Source organism: Coprococcus sp. AM100_B19A (assembly GCF_027662015.1).
Lineage (GTDB): Bacteria > Bacillota > Clostridia > Lachnospirales > Lachnospiraceae > Allocoprococcus > Allocoprococcus comes.
The window spans coordinates 1-16,068 of record NZ_JAQDKN010000023.1; the positions used below are offsets into that span (position 1 = coordinate 1).

22 protein-coding genes and 1 pseudogene are annotated in these 16,068 nt (G+C 41.3%); 15 read left to right on the forward strand and 8 right to left on the reverse strand.

All coding sequences use genetic code 11. The features are described from left to right. Positions 1–299 precede the first annotated feature (299 nt). From PGQ33_RS15630 to recG, 3 genes are read left to right on the forward strand one after another with little or no spacing between them, the layout of a single operon-like run. Positions 300–659 (forward strand): Asp23/Gls24 family envelope stress response protein, encoded by a 360-nt coding sequence (locus tag PGQ33_RS15630; protein WP_270206030.1) that lies wholly within the window; start codon positions 300–302, stop codon positions 657–659. Between the two features lie 17 nt (positions 660–676). Then, positions 677–2,344 carry a DAK2 domain-containing protein gene (locus tag PGQ33_RS15635; protein ID WP_008375263.1) on the forward strand — a complete coding sequence of 556 codons (1,668 nt, stop codon included), beginning with the start codon at positions 677–679 and terminating at the stop codon, positions 2,342–2,344. A 4-nt stretch (positions 2,345–2,348) separates the two neighbouring features. Beyond that, positions 2,349–4,409, forward strand: a complete 2,061-nt coding sequence (gene recG / locus PGQ33_RS15640; protein ID WP_270206031.1) for an ATP-dependent DNA helicase RecG — start codon at positions 2,349–2,351, stop codon at positions 4,407–4,409. A 40-nt stretch (positions 4,410–4,449) separates the two neighbouring features. Here recG and PGQ33_RS15645 read toward each other — a convergent pair whose 3' ends face one another. After that, positions 4,450–5,673 (reverse strand): transglutaminase domain-containing protein, encoded by a 1,224-nt coding sequence (locus PGQ33_RS15645; protein WP_055247240.1) that lies wholly within the window; start codon positions 5,671–5,673, stop codon positions 4,450–4,452. A gap of 128 nt (positions 5,674–5,801) precedes the next feature. Here PGQ33_RS15645 and PGQ33_RS15650 point away from each other — a divergent pair. Then, positions 5,802–6,683, forward strand: a pseudogene (locus tag PGQ33_RS15650) (carboxypeptidase-like regulatory domain-containing protein); the annotation flags it as partial. Positions 6,684–6,737: 54 nt separating this feature from the next. Here the strand turns inward: PGQ33_RS15650 and PGQ33_RS15655 are convergent. From PGQ33_RS15655 to PGQ33_RS15680, 6 genes are all read right to left on the reverse strand, one after another. Further along, on the reverse strand, positions 6,738–8,225 hold the full coding sequence (locus tag PGQ33_RS15655; RefSeq protein ID WP_270206033.1) for a recombinase family protein: 1,488 nt from the start codon (positions 8,223–8,225) through the stop codon (positions 6,738–6,740). A gap of 202 nt (positions 8,226–8,427) precedes the next feature. Next, positions 8,428–8,973, reverse strand: coding sequence for a Uma2 family endonuclease (locus PGQ33_RS15660; RefSeq protein WP_270206034.1), 546 nt, complete (start codon positions 8,971–8,973; stop codon positions 8,428–8,430). Between the two features lie 148 nt (positions 8,974–9,121). Further along, positions 9,122–9,718: a hypothetical protein gene (locus PGQ33_RS15665; RefSeq protein WP_055247247.1), complete on the reverse strand. Its 597-nt coding sequence runs from the start codon at positions 9,716–9,718 to the stop codon at positions 9,122–9,124. A gap of 4 nt (positions 9,719–9,722) precedes the next feature. After that, positions 9,723–10,598 carry a hypothetical protein gene (locus PGQ33_RS15670; protein WP_270206035.1) on the reverse strand — a complete coding sequence of 292 codons (876 nt, stop codon included), beginning with the start codon at positions 10,596–10,598 and terminating at the stop codon, positions 9,723–9,725. Positions 10,599–10,647: 49 nt separating this feature from the next. Then, positions 10,648–11,091: an ImmA/IrrE family metallo-endopeptidase gene (locus PGQ33_RS15675; protein ID WP_270206036.1), complete on the reverse strand. Its 444-nt coding sequence runs from the start codon at positions 11,089–11,091 to the stop codon at positions 10,648–10,650. 10 nt (positions 11,092–11,101) lie between these two features. Next, the gene (locus PGQ33_RS15680; protein WP_270206037.1) at positions 11,102–11,524 is read right to left on the reverse strand and encodes a helix-turn-helix domain-containing protein; all 423 of its coding nucleotides are present in this window, start codon (positions 11,522–11,524) and stop codon (positions 11,102–11,104) included. 230 nt (positions 11,525–11,754) lie between these two features. Here PGQ33_RS15680 and PGQ33_RS15685 point away from each other — a divergent pair, with 230 nt between their 5' ends. After that, positions 11,755–11,940: a helix-turn-helix domain-containing protein gene (locus tag PGQ33_RS15685; RefSeq protein ID WP_270206038.1), complete on the forward strand. Its 186-nt coding sequence runs from the start codon at positions 11,755–11,757 to the stop codon at positions 11,938–11,940. A 48-nt stretch (positions 11,941–11,988) separates the two neighbouring features. Here PGQ33_RS15685 and PGQ33_RS15690 read toward each other — a convergent pair whose 3' ends face one another. After that, positions 11,989–12,495 (reverse strand): hypothetical protein, encoded by a 507-nt coding sequence (locus PGQ33_RS15690; RefSeq protein ID WP_215634050.1) that lies wholly within the window; start codon positions 12,493–12,495, stop codon positions 11,989–11,991. A 100-nt stretch (positions 12,496–12,595) separates the two neighbouring features. Between PGQ33_RS15690 and PGQ33_RS15695 the strand changes: the two genes are divergently transcribed. Genes PGQ33_RS15695 through PGQ33_RS15740 form a run of 10 tightly spaced genes read left to right on the forward strand, consistent with a single transcriptional unit; the run spans position 12,596 to position 16,068 of the window. Beyond that, on the forward strand, positions 12,596–12,739 hold the full coding sequence (locus tag PGQ33_RS15695) for a hypothetical protein (protein ID WP_173825994.1): 144 nt from the start codon (positions 12,596–12,598) through the stop codon (positions 12,737–12,739). 36 nt (positions 12,740–12,775) lie between these two features. Next, a complete protein-coding gene (locus PGQ33_RS15700; RefSeq protein ID WP_173689399.1) occupies positions 12,776–13,012 on the forward strand; it encodes a hypothetical protein in 237 nt (78 codons plus the stop codon). After that, positions 12,990–13,220 (forward strand): hypothetical protein, encoded by a 231-nt coding sequence (locus PGQ33_RS15705; RefSeq protein WP_270206039.1) that lies wholly within the window; start codon positions 12,990–12,992, stop codon positions 13,218–13,220. The genes PGQ33_RS15700 and PGQ33_RS15705 overlap by 23 nt, the downstream gene beginning before the upstream one ends. Before the next feature lie 29 nt (positions 13,221–13,249). Next, positions 13,250–13,441 carry a hypothetical protein gene (locus PGQ33_RS15710; RefSeq protein WP_270206040.1) on the forward strand — a complete coding sequence of 64 codons (192 nt, stop codon included), beginning with the start codon at positions 13,250–13,252 and terminating at the stop codon, positions 13,439–13,441. Positions 13,442–13,457: 16 nt separating this feature from the next. Continuing rightward, the gene (locus tag PGQ33_RS15715) at positions 13,458–13,631 is read left to right on the forward strand and encodes a hypothetical protein (protein WP_270206041.1); all 174 of its coding nucleotides are present in this window, start codon (positions 13,458–13,460) and stop codon (positions 13,629–13,631) included. Further along, positions 13,615–13,794, forward strand: a complete 180-nt coding sequence (locus tag PGQ33_RS15720) for a hypothetical protein (RefSeq protein ID WP_270206042.1) — start codon at positions 13,615–13,617, stop codon at positions 13,792–13,794. Before PGQ33_RS15715 ends, PGQ33_RS15720 begins: the two co-directional genes overlap by 17 nt. Before the next feature lie 12 nt (positions 13,795–13,806). Continuing rightward, positions 13,807–14,448, forward strand: a complete 642-nt coding sequence (locus PGQ33_RS15725) for an AAA family ATPase (protein ID WP_211133528.1) — start codon at positions 13,807–13,809, stop codon at positions 14,446–14,448. Between the two features lies 1 nt (position 14,449). Then, positions 14,450–15,055: a hypothetical protein gene (locus tag PGQ33_RS15730; protein WP_270206043.1), complete on the forward strand. Its 606-nt coding sequence runs from the start codon at positions 14,450–14,452 to the stop codon at positions 15,053–15,055. Positions 15,056–15,067: 12 nt separating this feature from the next. Next, entirely contained in the window at positions 15,068–15,583 is a 516-nt protein-coding gene (locus PGQ33_RS15735; RefSeq protein WP_270206044.1) for an ERCC4 domain-containing protein, read from the forward strand. Continuing rightward, positions 15,580–16,068, forward strand: a complete 489-nt coding sequence (locus tag PGQ33_RS15740; RefSeq protein ID WP_270206045.1) for a CHC2 zinc finger domain-containing protein — start codon at positions 15,580–15,582, stop codon at positions 16,066–16,068. The genes PGQ33_RS15735 and PGQ33_RS15740 overlap by 4 nt, the downstream gene beginning before the upstream one ends.

The window sequence follows — 16,068 nt, forward strand, 5'->3', positions numbered from 1 at the left end:
CCGAACGGTACGCACGGTGGTGTGAGAGGACGGCGGTTAGTCACCGCCTCCTACTTGATATACGATGAGTCAAATACGGAGTTGTCCAGATTTGTGCTCGCACAAAAATCTGATTAGATCTGTATTTGGCGAATGTACGACAGTGAACTGTTAAGTGAGCTGCCGTATAATCAGGCAGGTGTCAGCATGCCTGATTATCGGGCTGCATTGGTTGTAAAAGCATTGGAAATAGAGTATAATATTTTCAACGTTTAAAAATAGATTTATTGATATGAATTTTGAGAATTGGAGGATGGCATATGAAGGGAAGTATGAGTACTGATTTAGGAATCGTCACGATCGATCCGGAAGTGATCGCAAAATATGCAGGATCTGTAGCAGTTGAATGTTTTGGAATTGTCGGTATGGCAGCTGTCAGCATGAAAGATGGTCTGGTAAAACTTTTGAAAAAAGAAAGCCTTACAAAGGGAATCCAGGTCGGAATCTCTGATGAGAATAAGATTACACTTAATTTTCATGTGGTCGTAGCTTACGGAGTAAGTATTTCAGCAGTAACAGACAATCTGATCAGCAACGTGAAGTATAAAGTTGAAGAATTTACAGGTATGAGCGTCGATAAGATCAACATCTATATCGAAGGCGTCCGCGTGATCGATTAATTAAGGAGGAACTTGTTGTGGCAACAAAGAGTATCGATGTAGAACTGCTTGCGAAGATGTTTCTTGCAGGCGCACAGAATATAGAAGCAAAAAAGGAATATATCAATGAACTGAACGTGTTCCCTGTACCGGATGGTGATACAGGAACCAATATGTCTATGACAATTATGGCGGCAGCGAAAGAAGTAACTGCACTGGAAGGCATGGATATGGCTTCTCTTGCGAAGGCAATTTCATCCGGTTCTCTCCGTGGTGCAAGAGGTAACTCCGGTGTTATTCTATCCCAGCTGCTCCGCGGATTCACAAAATCCATCAAGACGGAAAGCGAAATTGATGTACCTGCACTTGCAAGAGCAGCTGTACGTGCAAAAGAGACAGCATATAAGGCTGTTATGAAGCCGAAAGAAGGTACGATTCTTACCGTTGCAAAAGGGGTGGCTGAAAAGGCTCAGACACTTGCAGAGGAGACAGATGATCTGGAAGAATTTCTCCCGAAGCTGATTGAAGAGGCAGAGACTGTTCTGGCAAAGACTCCGGATATGCTTCCTGTATTAAAGGAGGCAGGTGTTGTAGATTCCGGCGGACAGGGACTTCTGGAAGTACTGCGCGGGGCATATGATGCATTCCTCGGTAAAGAGATTGACTACAGCGCACTTGCACCAACTCCTCAGGCTGTTAATGCAACAAAGGCTGAAACTGAGGGTACAGTGGATATCAAATTTGGATACTGTACCGAATTTATTATTCTCCTGGACAAAGAATTTACGGAAAAGGATGAAATAGAATTTAAGGCTTATCTTGAATCGATTGGTGATTCTATCGTATGTGTAGCAGATGAAGATGTTGTTAAGATACATGTTCATACGAACGATCCGGGACTTGCAATCCAGAAAGCACTTACTTATGGACAGTTATCCCGTATGAAGATTGATAATATGCGTGAAGAGCATCAGGAAAAGCTGATCAAAGATGCAGAAAAGCTTGCAGCAGCCCAGAAAGAGAAAGAAAAAGCCAAAGAGCCACGTAAAAAGGTCGGATTTATTGCTGTTTCGATCGGAGAAGGATTAAATGAAATCTTCAAAGAACTTGGCGTGGACTACATTATCGAGGGTGGTCAGACCATGAACCCGAGTACGGAGGATATGCTGACAGCGATCGATCATGTAAATGCAGACTATATTTACATTCTTCCGAATAATAAGAATATCGTAATGGCTGCAAATCAGGCGCGTGATCTGACAGAAGATAAGGATATTATCGTAATTCCGACAAAGACCGTTCCGCAGGGAATCACAGCAGTTCTGAATTACAATGCAGAAGAAGATGTGGATACAAATGAAGAGACGATGCTGGAAGCGATCAAATGTGTAAAGACAGGTCAGGTGACTTATGCTGTCCGTGATACCCACATCGATGATAAAGAAATCCATGAAGGTGATATCATGGGAATTGGTGATGCAGGTATCCTTGCAGTTGGCAAGTCTGTCGATGGTACTACAAAGGACATGCTGGCACAGCTGGTAAATGATGATTCTGAACTGATCAGTCTCTATTATGGAGAAGAAGTTTCCGAAGAAGAGGCAGAAAAGCTGACAGCAGAGATTGAAGAATTATATCCGGATATGGACGTAGATGCACACATGGGCGGACAGCCGATTTATTACTATGTGTTGGCGGTAGAATAGGCTTATGAATGAGCAGTCAGAAATCCGTAACCTGAAAGGAATCGGGGCAAAAACCGAGGAACTGTTTCACAAGATGGGAATTTTTACCATCGGCGATCTGCTCCGTTATTATCCCAGAGGATATGATGTATATGAAGAGCCGGTGAGCGTAGGAGAGCTGGAAGAAGGAAAGATCAGCACGGTAAAAGGCGTGGTATACGGAAGAGTACAGGTTGGAGGAGGAAAGCGTATGCAGATTACGACAGCATACGTAAAAGATCTGACTGGTACTTTGAAGGTGATCTGGTTTCGTATGCCGTTTCTGCGTAATACATTGAAGCAGGGAATGCCGGTTATCATAAGAGGACGGATAGTTTCAAAAAAGGATCAGCTGATTATGGAGCATCCAGAGTTATTTTCACCACCGGATAGTTACGATAAAAAGTGTGGAACTCTTCAGCCAATTTATCCGTTAACTGCCGGTATGACGAACAATGCGGTAGCAAAAGCGGTTAAAGGTGCGATGGAATATCTGGATCTCGTCTCTGATGATCTACCGAAAGATCTGCGCCTTCGATATCATCTGGCTGAGTATAACTATGCGATCCGCGGGATACATTTTCCACTGGATAAGGCAGAATTCTACCATGCAAGAGAGAGACTTGTATTTGAAGAATTTTTAGTTTTCGTGCTTGCTCTTCGCAGGACGAGGGAGCGAAATGAGCGTGCCGAAAACGGATTTGTGATAAAAAGGCGGTCGGAAATCGACCGCTTTCTTGCAAATCTGCCATATGAACTGACCGGAGCACAGAAGAGAGTCTGGGAACAGATCCAGGAGGAGATGTGCGGAAAGCTAGTGATGTCACGCCTGATCCAGGGGGATGTTGGCTCTGGCAAGACAATAGTAGCGCTTCTGGCTCTTCTTCTGGCGGCACTGAACGGTTATCAGGGCGCAATGATGGCTCCGACAGAAGTTCTGGCCAAGCAGCATTACGAATCAATCATAGAGATGCTGGAAAAGTATCAGATTCCGGTGAAAACCGAGCTCTTGACCGGGTCGATGACAGCAAAGGAAAAAAGGGAAGCTTATCAGAGGATTGCTGCGGGAGAAGTGCAGATTGTTCTGGGAACCCATGCACTGATCCAGGAGAAGGTGGAATACCAGAATCTGGCACTTGTTGTTACCGATGAACAGCACCGATTTGGTGTCCGTCAGAGAGAGGCACTTGCCGGGAAAGGACAAATTCCTCATATTCTTGTAATGAGTGCGACACCGATTCCTCGAACACTGGCAATCATTTTATATGGAGATCTGGATATTTCGGTGATTGATGAACTTCCGGCAAACCGTCTGCCAATCAAGAACTGTGTGGTGGATACCAGTTACCGACCGACTGCTTACCGCTTTATGCAGAAGCAGGTCGCCGAAGGAAGACAGTGCTATGTGATTTGTCCGATGGTAGAAGAGAGCGAGGCAATGGATGCAGAGAATGTTCTTGACTATGCGCAGCTTCTGCAAAGTGAGATGGGTGACAAGATCCGGATCGCTGCGCTTCATGGGCGGATGAAACAGGCAGAAAAAGACGAGATCATGGGAGCATTTGCAAAGAATGAGATCCAGGTCCTGGTGTCGACAACAGTTATCGAGGTTGGTATCAATGTGCCGAATGCTACGGTGATCATGGTGGAGAATGCTGAGCATTTTGGGCTGGCGCAGCTTCATCAGCTCCGCGGGCGCGTAGGACGTGGCAGACACCAGTCCTATTGTATTTTTATGAGTGGTTCGAAGACGAAAGAGACAAAAAAACGACTTGAGATCCTGAACAAATCCAATGATGGATTTTTTATTGCGAATGAAGATCTGAAGCTTCGGGGACCAGGAGATCTTTTTGGAATCCGGCAAAGCGGATTAATGGATTTCCGGATCGGAGATGTGTTCCAGGATTCGGAGCTTCTGAAAAAAGCAGGAGAAGCATCGGGGGAAATCCTGAGGGAAGATCCACTGTTAGAAGGCGAAAAATATAAACTGCTTGGTGAAAAGCTTGCGGCATACATTTCGGGAAATAATCTGGAAACGACGTTGTAGATAAAAAGATAGTGGGCAAATTGTTCTGCCCACTATCTTTTTATTCATAAAACCAGTAAATAATAAATTTGTTAAGGGATGCTTCTTCACTGTATGAATAAGAAACCTGCCAAAGCCCATATAGCTCACCCAGGTATCCTGCACCTTCTTCCATGAGGGTTTCGTGCATCTCATCCACGACCTCCTGATAGACTGCATCATCTGACATTTTAAATATCGTATAAGCCTCCTGGCTCTCAATTGATCTGTCGATCACTTCTCGCAACATACCAGGCTCATAGGTATCATAATACATGCCGTTCAGCTGATAATAGTTCAGATTTTCAGACTGACATGACGGATATACATAGTCCGTGCTGATCATATGTGTTTTTTCTAGCTCTTTTTCACTGCAGCAGAGATAATCGTAAGCAATCAGGTTCGGTATCTGATAGCCATTATCTTCGCCGAGAAAAATCGGATCTCCCCAGGTTGTATCTACATAATAATACTGACCATTGCACTGAACAATATTCCATGCATGGTCTGCGACGCCTCCATTTGGATCTGTAGTCTGTCCGGTTACATAGATACAGTAAATACCCAGTTGTTGCAGCAGATACTGGCAGCTTTTTGCATAGCCGGCACAAACCGATCTTTTTCCGACAAGAGCACTGTAAATATTCTGGTTATCCGGTGCATCAAGATCATAATCTACGTTATCTATGAGATAGGTGTAAATGTATTTTATCTTTTCGTATTCATCTGAAAGGTCTGAAATGCCAGAAAGACAGGAGGTTCTTGCCGATTCAATCTCCTGATTCCGTTGTTCTTTTTCTTCTCCCTCATAAAGATAATTGGGCTCTATTACTACATATCGGCTCTGCCCTTCAGACTGAGAATATTCTGTGGAAGTCGCATTTCCATCACACCAGAAAATTTCCGGTCTGTCATTTAACACATTCTGAAATACTTCATTTGCAGTATTCGCGTTGCTGCAATGCAGATAAATTTCTTTTTTATTTTCCTGGATACCCTGAAGAATTTCCCGGTAAACCGTTTGCTCTTCATCAGAAAGCTGTTCATAGTAGAATTCTCCGGTAACCTCTGCATCCGTAATTTTTTCCTGTTCATAAGGAACTTCTTCCGGCGCGGAACTCTCTGCTTTCGGAGTGGCTGACATTTGTCTGCCGATCAGGATTCCTCCGGATATAAGACAGAGACAGCCAAGTCCCAAAAGAATGAACGAAAAAAATTTCCCTGTTTGATGCATCTTTTTTCGCATAATCTATTTAATTCCTCCAAATACTCATCTGTATGTTTCATCATAACATACCCTTCATTTTTGCACAACACGGACATTTTTTACATATAATGTTTCTGACAGTATAAAAAGCCTTGAGGATATCAGATATGAGATTTTTGAAAGCCATGCAGACTTCTGATCGGGGAAATTTGCAGGTACAGATTACTTCGTCTATTGATTCTTTTCCTGTTCCAGATGCGTCAATCCGTATTTCCTATACAGGTATTCCTGAAAACACACTGGAAGAACTGACAACTGATAGCTCCGGACAAAGTGAAACCATTGAGCTTGACGCACCGCCTGTGGAGTATAGCCTGGATGCAACAAATGAAGAACAGCCATATGCGGAATATACCCTGGAAGTAAACGCTCCGGGATTCGAGCCGGTCAACATCGCAGGAACGGAAATACTGGCCGGTGTGACGGCAATTCAGAAGATTCGTCTGCGTCCACTTGTCACGGAAGACCAGACCCCGGAAATCTTTGTGATTCCTGCACATACTCTGTACGGTGTGTATCCGCCGAAAATCCCGGAAAACGAGATCAAGCCGGTAAACGAAACCGGTGAGATTGTGCTAAGCAGAGTTGTCGTGCCGGAATACATTGTTGTTCATAATGGCTCACCACGCGATTCTACCGCACAGAATTATTATGTAAAATATAAAGATTATATCAAAAATGTTGCTTCCAGTGAAATCTATGCAACATGGCCGGAAAATACGATCCGGGCAAATGTACTGGCAATCATGTCTTTTACGCTGAACCGGGTTTATACCGAATGGTATCGCAATCAGGGCTATGATTTCACAATTACATCTTCTACGGCTTTTGATCACAAATGGATTCCGGAACGAAATGTTTTTGACTCCATTTCTACAGTGGTGGACGAACTGTTTGCAGATTATCTTTCCAGACCGAATGTAAGGCAGCCGATTCTGACACAATACTGTGACGGAAGACAGGTTCAGTGTCCGAACTGGATGACCAAATTGCCACAACCTATAAAGTAGCCGGAAAGCCCGTAAATACGCGGGTTTCCGGTATTATGAGTGGTATAAAAAGAAATGAATTTTCAGAGTATCGGATTCCCGATCGTAAACAATCTTATCTATGATCTGCTTTAAAGCTTCGTTTTTCTGGACAAGAGAGTAAGAATCAGAAACCAGAATGTCGTGGACAGAACTTACCTTATCCAGCATTTTAGGAGTAGGATCATCCGGAATCTTATCCGGCGTATTTTCTTCCAGCTCTGCAAGCTGCCGTTCCAGAGAGTCTCTTTCTTTGGCAATCAGAGCTTTATTTTCTTTATATTCTTCCAGTGTATCAATACCCTCTCTGTATGACGCACGTATCCTGTCCTCTTTGCCTTTCAAACTGGCAAGGCGTTCACTTATAAGGGTACGCTCATTAGAAAGCTCCTGTGGGCGAATTTCGCGCATTTCATAAACAATCGAATTGGAACCAAGAGCTTCTTCTAATGCTTTCAGGACTTCCTTTTCGATCACCAGAGAGCTTACACCGTGTGGTTTATCACATTTTCCTTTGCTGTATCCGTAGCAGGAGAAGTACGCATACTTTTCCCCATTGGCACGCTTCATGGTCGTAGCGGTCAGTGTGCGCCCGCATACCGGGCATTTCAGAAGTCCGGACAACCAGTGCTTATATGTAGAAGAGGGGCGCTTTCCAACCGGTTTATAGATCTTTTTCAGGCGTTCCTGGGCGGCATCGAAGAGTTCTTTACTTATAATCGCCTCCTGCATTCCGTCAGCAATGATCCACTCGTCCTGGTCTTTGATCCGGTTGGTGGCGTTTTCCATCCGGTTCCATCGGATCATACCGCAGTAGGATGGATTTTGAATAATATATTCGATACTGCGCCGTTCAAAAGCTTTCCCGTGGGATGTTTTCAGTCTGAGAGAGTTCAGATGTCGGGCAATATCAAAGAAACTCATTTTCCCATTTACATATTTATCAAAGATCATACGGACAATCGCAGCTTCTTCCGGAACGATAACCGGAGGCTTGCCACGTTCTATAACTTTATAGCCAAGCGGCGGTCTTGCCTGGTATGCACCGCGGGTAGCGTTTTCTTTCATGCCACGGAATACCTCGCCGGATAAGCGAATGGAGTAGTATTCATCCATCCACTCTATGATACGTTCGATTAGAGAGCCGAACGGACCGTCTGCCAGTGGCTCGGAGATACTGATCACATCTACATTATGTTGTTTCTTCAAGAGGGATTTATACACAATGGACTCTTCCTGGTTCCGAGCGAACCGACTGAATTTCCATACCAGGATGCAGTCAACCGGATGATCGGGACCTTTGGCCAGACCAATCATTTCTTGAAATCCGGGACGTTTATCGGCTTTTCTTCCGGAGATACCGAGATCCGTGAAGATCTTCAGGATTACAATATTATTTTTGGCTGCATAATCCCGGAGGAGATGCTCCTGGGAATCCGGAGAGATTTCTTCCTGATCGTGCGTGGATACACGGATATATCCGTATGCATATTTTAGGCTCATTGTATCAACTCCTTTGTATTTTATGTAAAAAAGGGTACAAAAATAACAGCCTGAGAACTTTTGTTCTCTTGCATGGCTGCTCCGGAGATGATACAATATTATTTGGAAATTGGGTATCTCTTCGGAGTACTTAATAGAGAAACATATTGGTGTATGTTTCATCGCTCGACCGTTCCTGTTGGCGCAGGAGCGGTTTTTTTATTTATTTCAGCAGATCGGCAATACAGATCTTTAAATCATTGTAGATTCCCACGCTGATTTCTTCATCAAAAGAATATTGCGTAGAATCTTCTGGCTCACCAAAACAGTAGACTTGGACGATCCGTGTCATTGGATTGACAATCCAGTATTCGCGGACACCGGCTGTGCGGTACTTAAATAATTTTGTAAGGTAATCCATGCGCTGGCTGCTTGGCGATACAATTTCAATGATGAAATCAGGAGCGCCGTTGCATCCTCTGTCGTTCATTTTGCTTGAATCACATATTATGGAGATATCCGGCTCAACATAATTAGAATTATCCTGATTAAGAAAAACAGCAAATGGAGCAGGATAAACCTCACAGGAACCACTATTTGATTTAATGTAGTTTCTGATGGTTGCAGATAATTCCATTACAAGTTTCTGATGCAATGGACTTGGTGGAGCCATATTGTAGATCTGACCATCGATCAGCTCGGCACGCTGTCCCTCTGGGAGAAGATAGATATCTTCCACTGTGTAAGTGTTTGGTTTTGGTAATGGCATGTGATCACGTCCTTTCTGAAAAGTATAATTCAAGGTCTTTCATGAGTTCCTCCTGTGAGCAAGACGGCTGATACTCAGAATCTCCAGATTTATATGCATTTAAAGCGTAGAGTTCATCCGGATCAGGAAGAATGCTTTCAAAGTTTTTTCATTTGTTATTTTCATTGACTTGTTGTTCTAGGTTTAATGCCTTAATCATATCATCAATGTTTGTTCTGTGTTTTTCATTTAATAATCTGTATGCTTCCACTAAATAAAGTTCCCTTTGGGAGATATTTTTTATTGAGGTGGTTGATGTAGTCAATACATTTTTTAAATTAAGAATCAAAAGATAAACACTTATAGTAGTATCGAAGCATGCACATATTGATAAAATTATTGAAAACAGCAGAATAATGGTCATAATATCGAATTTTGGTATCAACATCAATAAAGGCTTAAAAATTGTAGCCCCAAAAAGTAAAGCTATTAACACCAATAAAGCTATGGTATTTTCACAAAGCTCTTTTAAAATGAGAGTACTATTTTTCGCCCAAGTTGATTGATCGGTTACTCTTTCTTTATATTTGTCTAAGATTGTAATCAGTAATGCGACAATAGTCAGAGAAACAGAAAAAAGAGCTATTTCTATATTGAGTACGGTACTGTAACTGATTACGTCAGCATCAAACGGTGCAAGTGTGACAGTTAAAATTACGGAAATAGCTGCACATACCAAAATTAAAACCAAATTCTTTTTGTTCATATAATCATTCCTTTTTACATTCAGGGTCGATTCGCTTCATATGCGATAAGGCGTTTGAAATATGTTTTTGATCAGAATCTTTAAGTTGAGCAACATTTTCTGGCAACTGTATGATATATGGATTATCTGAGCTGGAACATCCAGTTTTATCGGTTGTTGTCTTAATTTTCCATTTTCCACAACCAGAAGAAGTGTAGCGGACAACATCTTGCAAGAAATCATTCTCTGGATCAATAATAAGATGTCCTTCTTTATTTTTCAAGTGTATATCAACACTTGTGTTGTTGTAAATATCTTTAGTTTTATGTAGAAATTCTGATACAGATTTTATTCCACCTAAGAAATTAGGAGAAGAAAGAGTAATATCTATATCTGTTAAACAATCTTTGTTAGTTGAAACGTATGTCCAAAAATTATTTTTTTCAGTCATTATGCCTAATTCAAAACAAAGATTTTTACTTTCTAATAATTTGGAAATGACATTTGCAATAAGATTTTTTTGTGATTCAATCCCATTAGAAATATCAGAACTCTTTTCTATTAACATCCATTGATTTTGTGTTTGAATTAAAATAGTACACTTTTTATAATTATTTATCAATGTATCATGAATGCCTTCGTCTGTTTTTTCTCCTATGGTTTCTTGCAACTCTTTTGCAAAGCTCATGAGAAAACAGTCATCGGATAACTGCTTACAATATAGAGTGTAATTTGTTCCTCGATAATATAGTTCTTTTTTCTTTTCGGCTTCAAAAGATGTTAACCAATTCATAAATTTGGTTTCTTTTGAAATACCTTTGATTGACTCAAAATCTAGTTGCGAATCCGGAATTAAAGAGTATCTTGTCGCAAAATAGTCTTTTTGTTTTTCAAGCATCATTTGTTCCCCCAAAACACCAGTTCGATAAAAGGTGTTTTTTTATATAATACTACAATTGGCTGTGTATTTGTTTAAATTCCATTATTTTTTCATCATACCCGGCAATTCGAGCAATCTGTGCTTTACTTAATCCTGGATTTTCGTATATCAAATCATCGGGAATCAGAAGCTCTGCTGCGAATGTGTTTGCTTCAATTTCCATTTTAGAAGTTAGCAGAAGAGTTTTGTTCCGGATAAAATAACAATTCTCTTTCCGGTGCATAATTGAATGCGCTAGTTCGTGAGCCATGACAAGTATTCGTTCATGTTCGTCCAGATCTTCATTTAAAAATACACATTTGTGGTTCTTCAGGAACATGTAGCATCCCGATCGGATTCCCATAGGTCCGGTCTGGACTTCCACATTTAGATGCTCTGCCAGTTCAAAAGGATCTCTGGTTTCAAATTTTTGGACGTAGCGAGCAACTAAGCGCTTAACATCATGTGCTTTCAAAATCTACCACCTACTTTTTGTTTTTGTTCGGATTGTATTTTTCTTTGTTAATAGGTTTCAATCGGCGCATCATCAGTTCGATCTGTCCAAGGAGCAGTTCGGCATCTTCTTCCGGGATTGGTTCTCCGTCATAAGAGAGAGGACCGTCTGAACCGTTTAATAATTTGTTCCGGATGTTTTCCATGTCTTTTGCAATATCTCTTTCGTCTTTCGAGGTGAGTGCATACGGATCAACTTCCTTTTCTTCGCCGGTCATCAGGTAGTTAACCGATACATTAAAGTAATCAGCGATTTTTTGCAATCGTTCAGCTGAAGTCTGACCGTTGCGTAATTTCCCTATGGATCCGCGACCAAAACCTAATTCTTTTTCCAACGCTGTGACAGCAATAGAATGTTGCTTGCACAAATTCTTTATAGTTTCGTAAGTAGACATATTTCCTCCTAAAAAATAGAAAAAATTCTACTTTTACGCTTGACAACGTAGAAAATAAGCTATATAATCCAAATATAAAGTAGAAAATCTTCTACGAAATACAAGGGAAGTAGAAAATTATATGTAATTGATTTGTGATTATCTTGATTATAGAATATTTTCTATCGTAAGTCAATGAAAAAGTAGAAGATTTTCTCTTTATTTAATAGAAAAGTAGGAGGTGTTCAAAAGTGCTGTATGAGAAGATACAGGAAATTTGTAATTCAAAAGGAATTACAGTCAGTGGGCTTGAAAAAGACTTAGGTTTTTCAAATTCAACGATCCGAAAATGGAAGAATTCTAGTCCGTCAATTGAAAATTTAAAAAAAGTAGCAGATTACTTCGGCGTAACCGTGGATTATTTTCTGGAAAAGTAAGGAGGGGTGAGATGGTCGATGGAATCACGGTTACAGAACGAAAATATGTTAATCAAGCTGACGGCCAAGCGACAATTTCTTTTCAATTGCCTTACCGCGATTGGTTGAAACTAGAAAATTCAAATGAGTGGCATCGAGTGGAAGCAAAGATTCTGGAAATTCAAAATAGACATATCCAGAAGTGCCACCAAGACCAGTTATGAAAATAGGAAACGGTAAGGTGTAGTGCTCATGCTGAGAAGTGATTTCGCCGTTGTGTCTTGACGTTTCGGTTAGAGCAACGATTGGGACTTTTTCGCAAGGATACCAAGTGGAGTCTAGTTGTACCGAAATATCCGTTATTGAAATAGGGAGACTGGATTTATTTTCAAACAACATATAAACCAATAGAAAGTTAGTATTATTTGAAAATCTACGTCCTGCAATTTTGATATCAATATTTTTTCGGTTTTTAGTGATACTGAATAGCCAAGAAAGTAAGGTTCCTATGGAACCAAAAATGGATAAGGCTAAAGTGATGTTATCTTTGGTGAGCAACGATTTAATTGAATACATAAACAAATTCCTTTCAGCATTTTAAAAATTATACCAGACAACAGCAGGACAAATCAACAAGTACAACCAGCGTAGCATAGTTTAAAGAGAGGTGGTGGATTTGCAACATATTTTTATTGCAGAAATTGATGGAAAAGAAATTGACATGGCAACCATGATGCCGGAGGAAAAGCAAAAGGCAGTCATGGAAATGACCAGAAAGTTTGTAGAGCATTTTGGGTACCAGCAGGAGAAAACCGCGTAAGCGGTACCAGTTGGACAAGCAAAGGAGGGATAAGAGATGTTTTATAAGATTGCAAAGATATTAAGCAAAACAGCGATTGTATTTGGATTTATGTGCATGGTTGGTGGGTGCTCGGTAGAACAACAGGAGTTGTTTTACCTATATGAAGTGCTCGGACTTGCTGTGTTTGCAGTTGGAGCATATGCGCATGAATACTTCCGGATGTTGGAATATCGGAACAGGAAAAGAAAGATAAGGGAGGCGAGAGAGCATGCCAGAAGAGAAGCAGCGTAAGAGCACGAGAACGTCAGAGCTTGATAAGATGATCAACAAACTGCAGTCGCTGGAAAGGGTTGACGGTACATCCGAGTATTACAAGAATAATGCGATCGCATACTTGTCGGATCTGGCAAATCATTTGGATAGGATAGGCGTAAAGACAATAAAAATGCGCCCGGAAGCGGCAACTTCCAGTGGCGCACATAACAAAAAACTCAACTAAATTATAGGAAAATCGGAGGAGAAAGTCAAGTGAACGATGAAGCAATACACATTCCTGCGAGGAAAAAGCAGCAGACAGGGGCGCAGATGGTTATTAAGGTAACGCCGGAAGCTTATAACACGCTGGTAGAAATTTACAATGAATCAACATTATCACTCAAACAGATTGCAAGCCTTCTGATAGTGAAGGCTGCAGAGCGAGTGGTTTATGACAAAGAATGATTGGAGGTAGAAAGTAATGGTAACTACAGTAAATATTCCGGTAGAAGGATATATTTTGCTTATTGAATGCAGGGCGAAACTTGCAATCATAAAAAGTTACATTCGTAGTGGCAATGCCTGCTACGAAGACGAGAAATTTCTCAAATGCGTACTGGGAATGGAAGAAGGTACTGATGATGGAAGAAATTAGCGGATATGACGAATGGAAGACAGCGTTGCCGGAAGAACCGAAGCCAGTAGCGTACTGCGATATCTGCGGAGAGCCACTCTACGAAGGAGATCATCTGACGGATATTTGCGGAGAGAATTGGTGTGATGGTTGCTTGAATGGTGACTTGAGAAAAATATTGTAAAGGAGAACAAATATGTCAAAGGTTATTTGTATTGCCGGAGAATCCGGATCAGGGAAAACAACATCCATGAGAAATTTAGATCCAAAGTCAACATATTACATCGATGCTGACAAGAAAGGCCTTTCATGGAAAGGATGGAGAAAACAGTACAACAAAGAAAATAAGAACTATCTGGCGTGTGATGATGCAAATGTGGTTCGTCAGTACATCAAGCGCATTGCTGAAGCCTGCCCTAGTGTGAAAGTAATCGTAGTGGATACAATCAATGGCTTGATGGTAGCAGATGAAATGCGTCGGAGTAAGGAAAAAGGATATGACAAATGGGTAGATCTTGCAGCCTGTGTCTGGGATCTGGTGTGTGAGGCCTATACATACAGGGAAGACCTGACGATCATTTTCACAGCTCATACACAGACGGATCATGATGAAGCCGGCTATATGTTTACCAGAATCAAGACTTCCGGAAAGAAGTTGGACAAGATTTGCCTGGAAAGCAAATTTACCACGGTGCTTTTGAGTAAGTGTGTAGACGGAGCCTACAAATTTGAAACCCAGGCAAACAACAGCACAGCGAAATCACCGATGGGTGCATTTGATCAGATGGAGATTGACAACGATATTGTAGAAGTAATGAAAGCATTGGAGGACTATTAAGATGAAAAAACCAAACAATTACGAAGAAACACAGGTTCAGGGAGAATTTACTCCTGTAGAACTTGGAGGACACAAACTGGTAATCAAACAGGTGGAAGAACGGATGTCAAGGACAAATAAACCAATGATCGTTGTGTTTTTTGATTTTGCACCGGGAGATAAGCAGGCTGGATATTTTGCGGAAGCATTAAAAAATGATATCCGTCCAGAAAAGAAATGGCCGAATCAGGCAACGCAGTATATTTTGACAGAGGATAACGAAGGAAACTGCAGTAGATCCTTTAAGACATTCCTGACCTGCGTAGAACATTCCAATCAGGGATTTACAACACAGTGGGGAGATAACTTTGGCAAGCAGTTTAAGAATAAGCTGGTTGGTGGAGTATTTGGAATACAGATGGATTACTACGAGGGAAGAGAGCTTGAAAAGCGTGTTCTGAGATGGTTTGTATCGCAGGACAAAGTAGAAGAGGCTGCAGTTCCGATGGAGACAGAAACACAGGCATATAAGAATCACATCAATGGATATCCATCTGGATCCACACCGGCAGGAGATGGATTTATGAATATTCCGGATGGAATTGACGAAGAATTGCCATTTAATTAGGAGTTGATGCAAGTGGATATACAAATTGATACAAGAGAAAAGCAGAGGGCAATTCGGAAGATCATCAAGACATTTGACGAGAATGGAGTGAAACATTTTTCGAGCAAGCTTCTGGTCGGGGATTATATGAGTCTGGATAATCCCCGGCTCATTATTGATCGGAAACAGAATCTGCAGGAGTTATGCGGAAATGTCTGCCAGCAACATGAGCGGTTTAAGAAAGAGCTGCTTAAAGCGATTGATGCAGGCATACAGCTTGTGATCCTGGTGGAACATGGACCAGATGTGAAAAATCTGGAAGATGTGTGGTTCTGGCAGAATCCGAGGAAGCATGAAGTCCGGTGGAGAATGGTAAACGGGAAACGTGAAAAGTATGTGGTGTCAGCTAAAACAGTTGATGGAAAACAACTATATAAATCCATGTGTACCATTCGAGACCGATATAATGTACGGTTTGAATTTTGTGAGAAGAAAGATACAGGCACGGAGATTATGCGTATTTTGTCCGAATGCGGTGATGTAAGATGACGCGCGAAGAAATTAAGCAGACTTACTCCATGAAGGATATTCTGGTCAAATGCGGACTTCCTGGACCGAACAGAGCGGGATTTATCAAGTGTCCATTTCATAAAGGCGATCATGAAGCATCCATGAAAGTTTATGATAAAGATTTTCACTGTTTTGGCTGTGGAGCGAATGGAGATATCTTTACTTTTACAGAAAGGTTTTATGGGATTTCTTTCAAAGATGCTTTCCTGATGCTTGGCGGAGAATACGAAAAGAATCCGTCCTTCCGATCTTCTCTGGCGATATATCGGGCAAAAAAAGAAAAGCTGATGAGAGAAAAACAGGAAGCAAAGATGCGGGACAAGTGCAGATTAAACAACGATCTGATTTCTGTATACCGGGAATTTTTAAACAGAGCAGAGCCGCTGTCAGACGCATGGTGTGATTGTTATAATGCACTGCAGCTTGAATTATATCATGCAGAATTATTAGAAGAGAGAAGGTGA

What these genes read in the sequence shown, in the direction of transcription:
- PGQ33_RS15630 (WP_270206030.1), top strand. Translation starts at nt 300, where the DNA reads ATGAAGGGAAGTATGAGTACTGATTTAGGAATCGTCACGATCGATCCG.
- recG (WP_270206031.1), top strand. Translation starts at nt 2,349, where the DNA reads ATGAATGAGCAGTCAGAAATCCGTAACCTGAAAGGAATCGGGGCAAAA.
- PGQ33_RS15645 (WP_055247240.1), bottom strand. Translation starts at nt 5,673, where the DNA reads ATGCGAAAAAAGATGCATCAAACAGGGAAATTTTTTTCGTTCATTCTT.
- PGQ33_RS15655 (WP_270206033.1), bottom strand. Translation starts at nt 8,225, where the DNA reads ATGAGCCTAAAATATGCATACGGATATATCCGTGTATCCACGCACGAT.
- PGQ33_RS15660 (WP_270206034.1), bottom strand. Translation starts at nt 8,973, where the DNA reads ATGCCATTACCAAAACCAAACACTTACACAGTGGAAGATATCTATCTT.
- PGQ33_RS15665 (WP_055247247.1), bottom strand. Translation starts at nt 9,718, where the DNA reads ATGAACAAAAAGAATTTGGTTTTAATTTTGGTATGTGCAGCTATTTCC.
- PGQ33_RS15670 (WP_270206035.1), bottom strand. Translation starts at nt 10,598, where the DNA reads ATGATGCTTGAAAAACAAAAAGACTATTTTGCGACAAGATACTCTTTA.
- PGQ33_RS15680 (WP_270206037.1), bottom strand. Translation starts at nt 11,524, where the DNA reads ATGTCTACTTACGAAACTATAAAGAATTTGTGCAAGCAACATTCTATT.
- PGQ33_RS15690 (WP_215634050.1), bottom strand. Translation starts at nt 12,495, where the DNA reads ATGTATTCAATTAAATCGTTGCTCACCAAAGATAACATCACTTTAGCC.
- PGQ33_RS15700 (WP_173689399.1), top strand. Translation starts at nt 12,776, where the DNA reads ATGTTTTATAAGATTGCAAAGATATTAAGCAAAACAGCGATTGTATTT.
- PGQ33_RS15705 (WP_270206039.1), top strand. Translation starts at nt 12,990, where the DNA reads ATGCCAGAAGAGAAGCAGCGTAAGAGCACGAGAACGTCAGAGCTTGAT.
- PGQ33_RS15715 (WP_270206041.1), top strand. Translation starts at nt 13,458, where the DNA reads ATGGTAACTACAGTAAATATTCCGGTAGAAGGATATATTTTGCTTATT.
- PGQ33_RS15720 (WP_270206042.1), top strand. Translation starts at nt 13,615, where the DNA reads ATGATGGAAGAAATTAGCGGATATGACGAATGGAAGACAGCGTTGCCG.
- PGQ33_RS15725 (WP_211133528.1), top strand. Translation starts at nt 13,807, where the DNA reads ATGTCAAAGGTTATTTGTATTGCCGGAGAATCCGGATCAGGGAAAACA.
- PGQ33_RS15730 (WP_270206043.1), top strand. Translation starts at nt 14,450, where the DNA reads ATGAAAAAACCAAACAATTACGAAGAAACACAGGTTCAGGGAGAATTT.
- PGQ33_RS15740 (WP_270206045.1), top strand. Translation starts at nt 15,580, where the DNA reads ATGACGCGCGAAGAAATTAAGCAGACTTACTCCATGAAGGATATTCTG.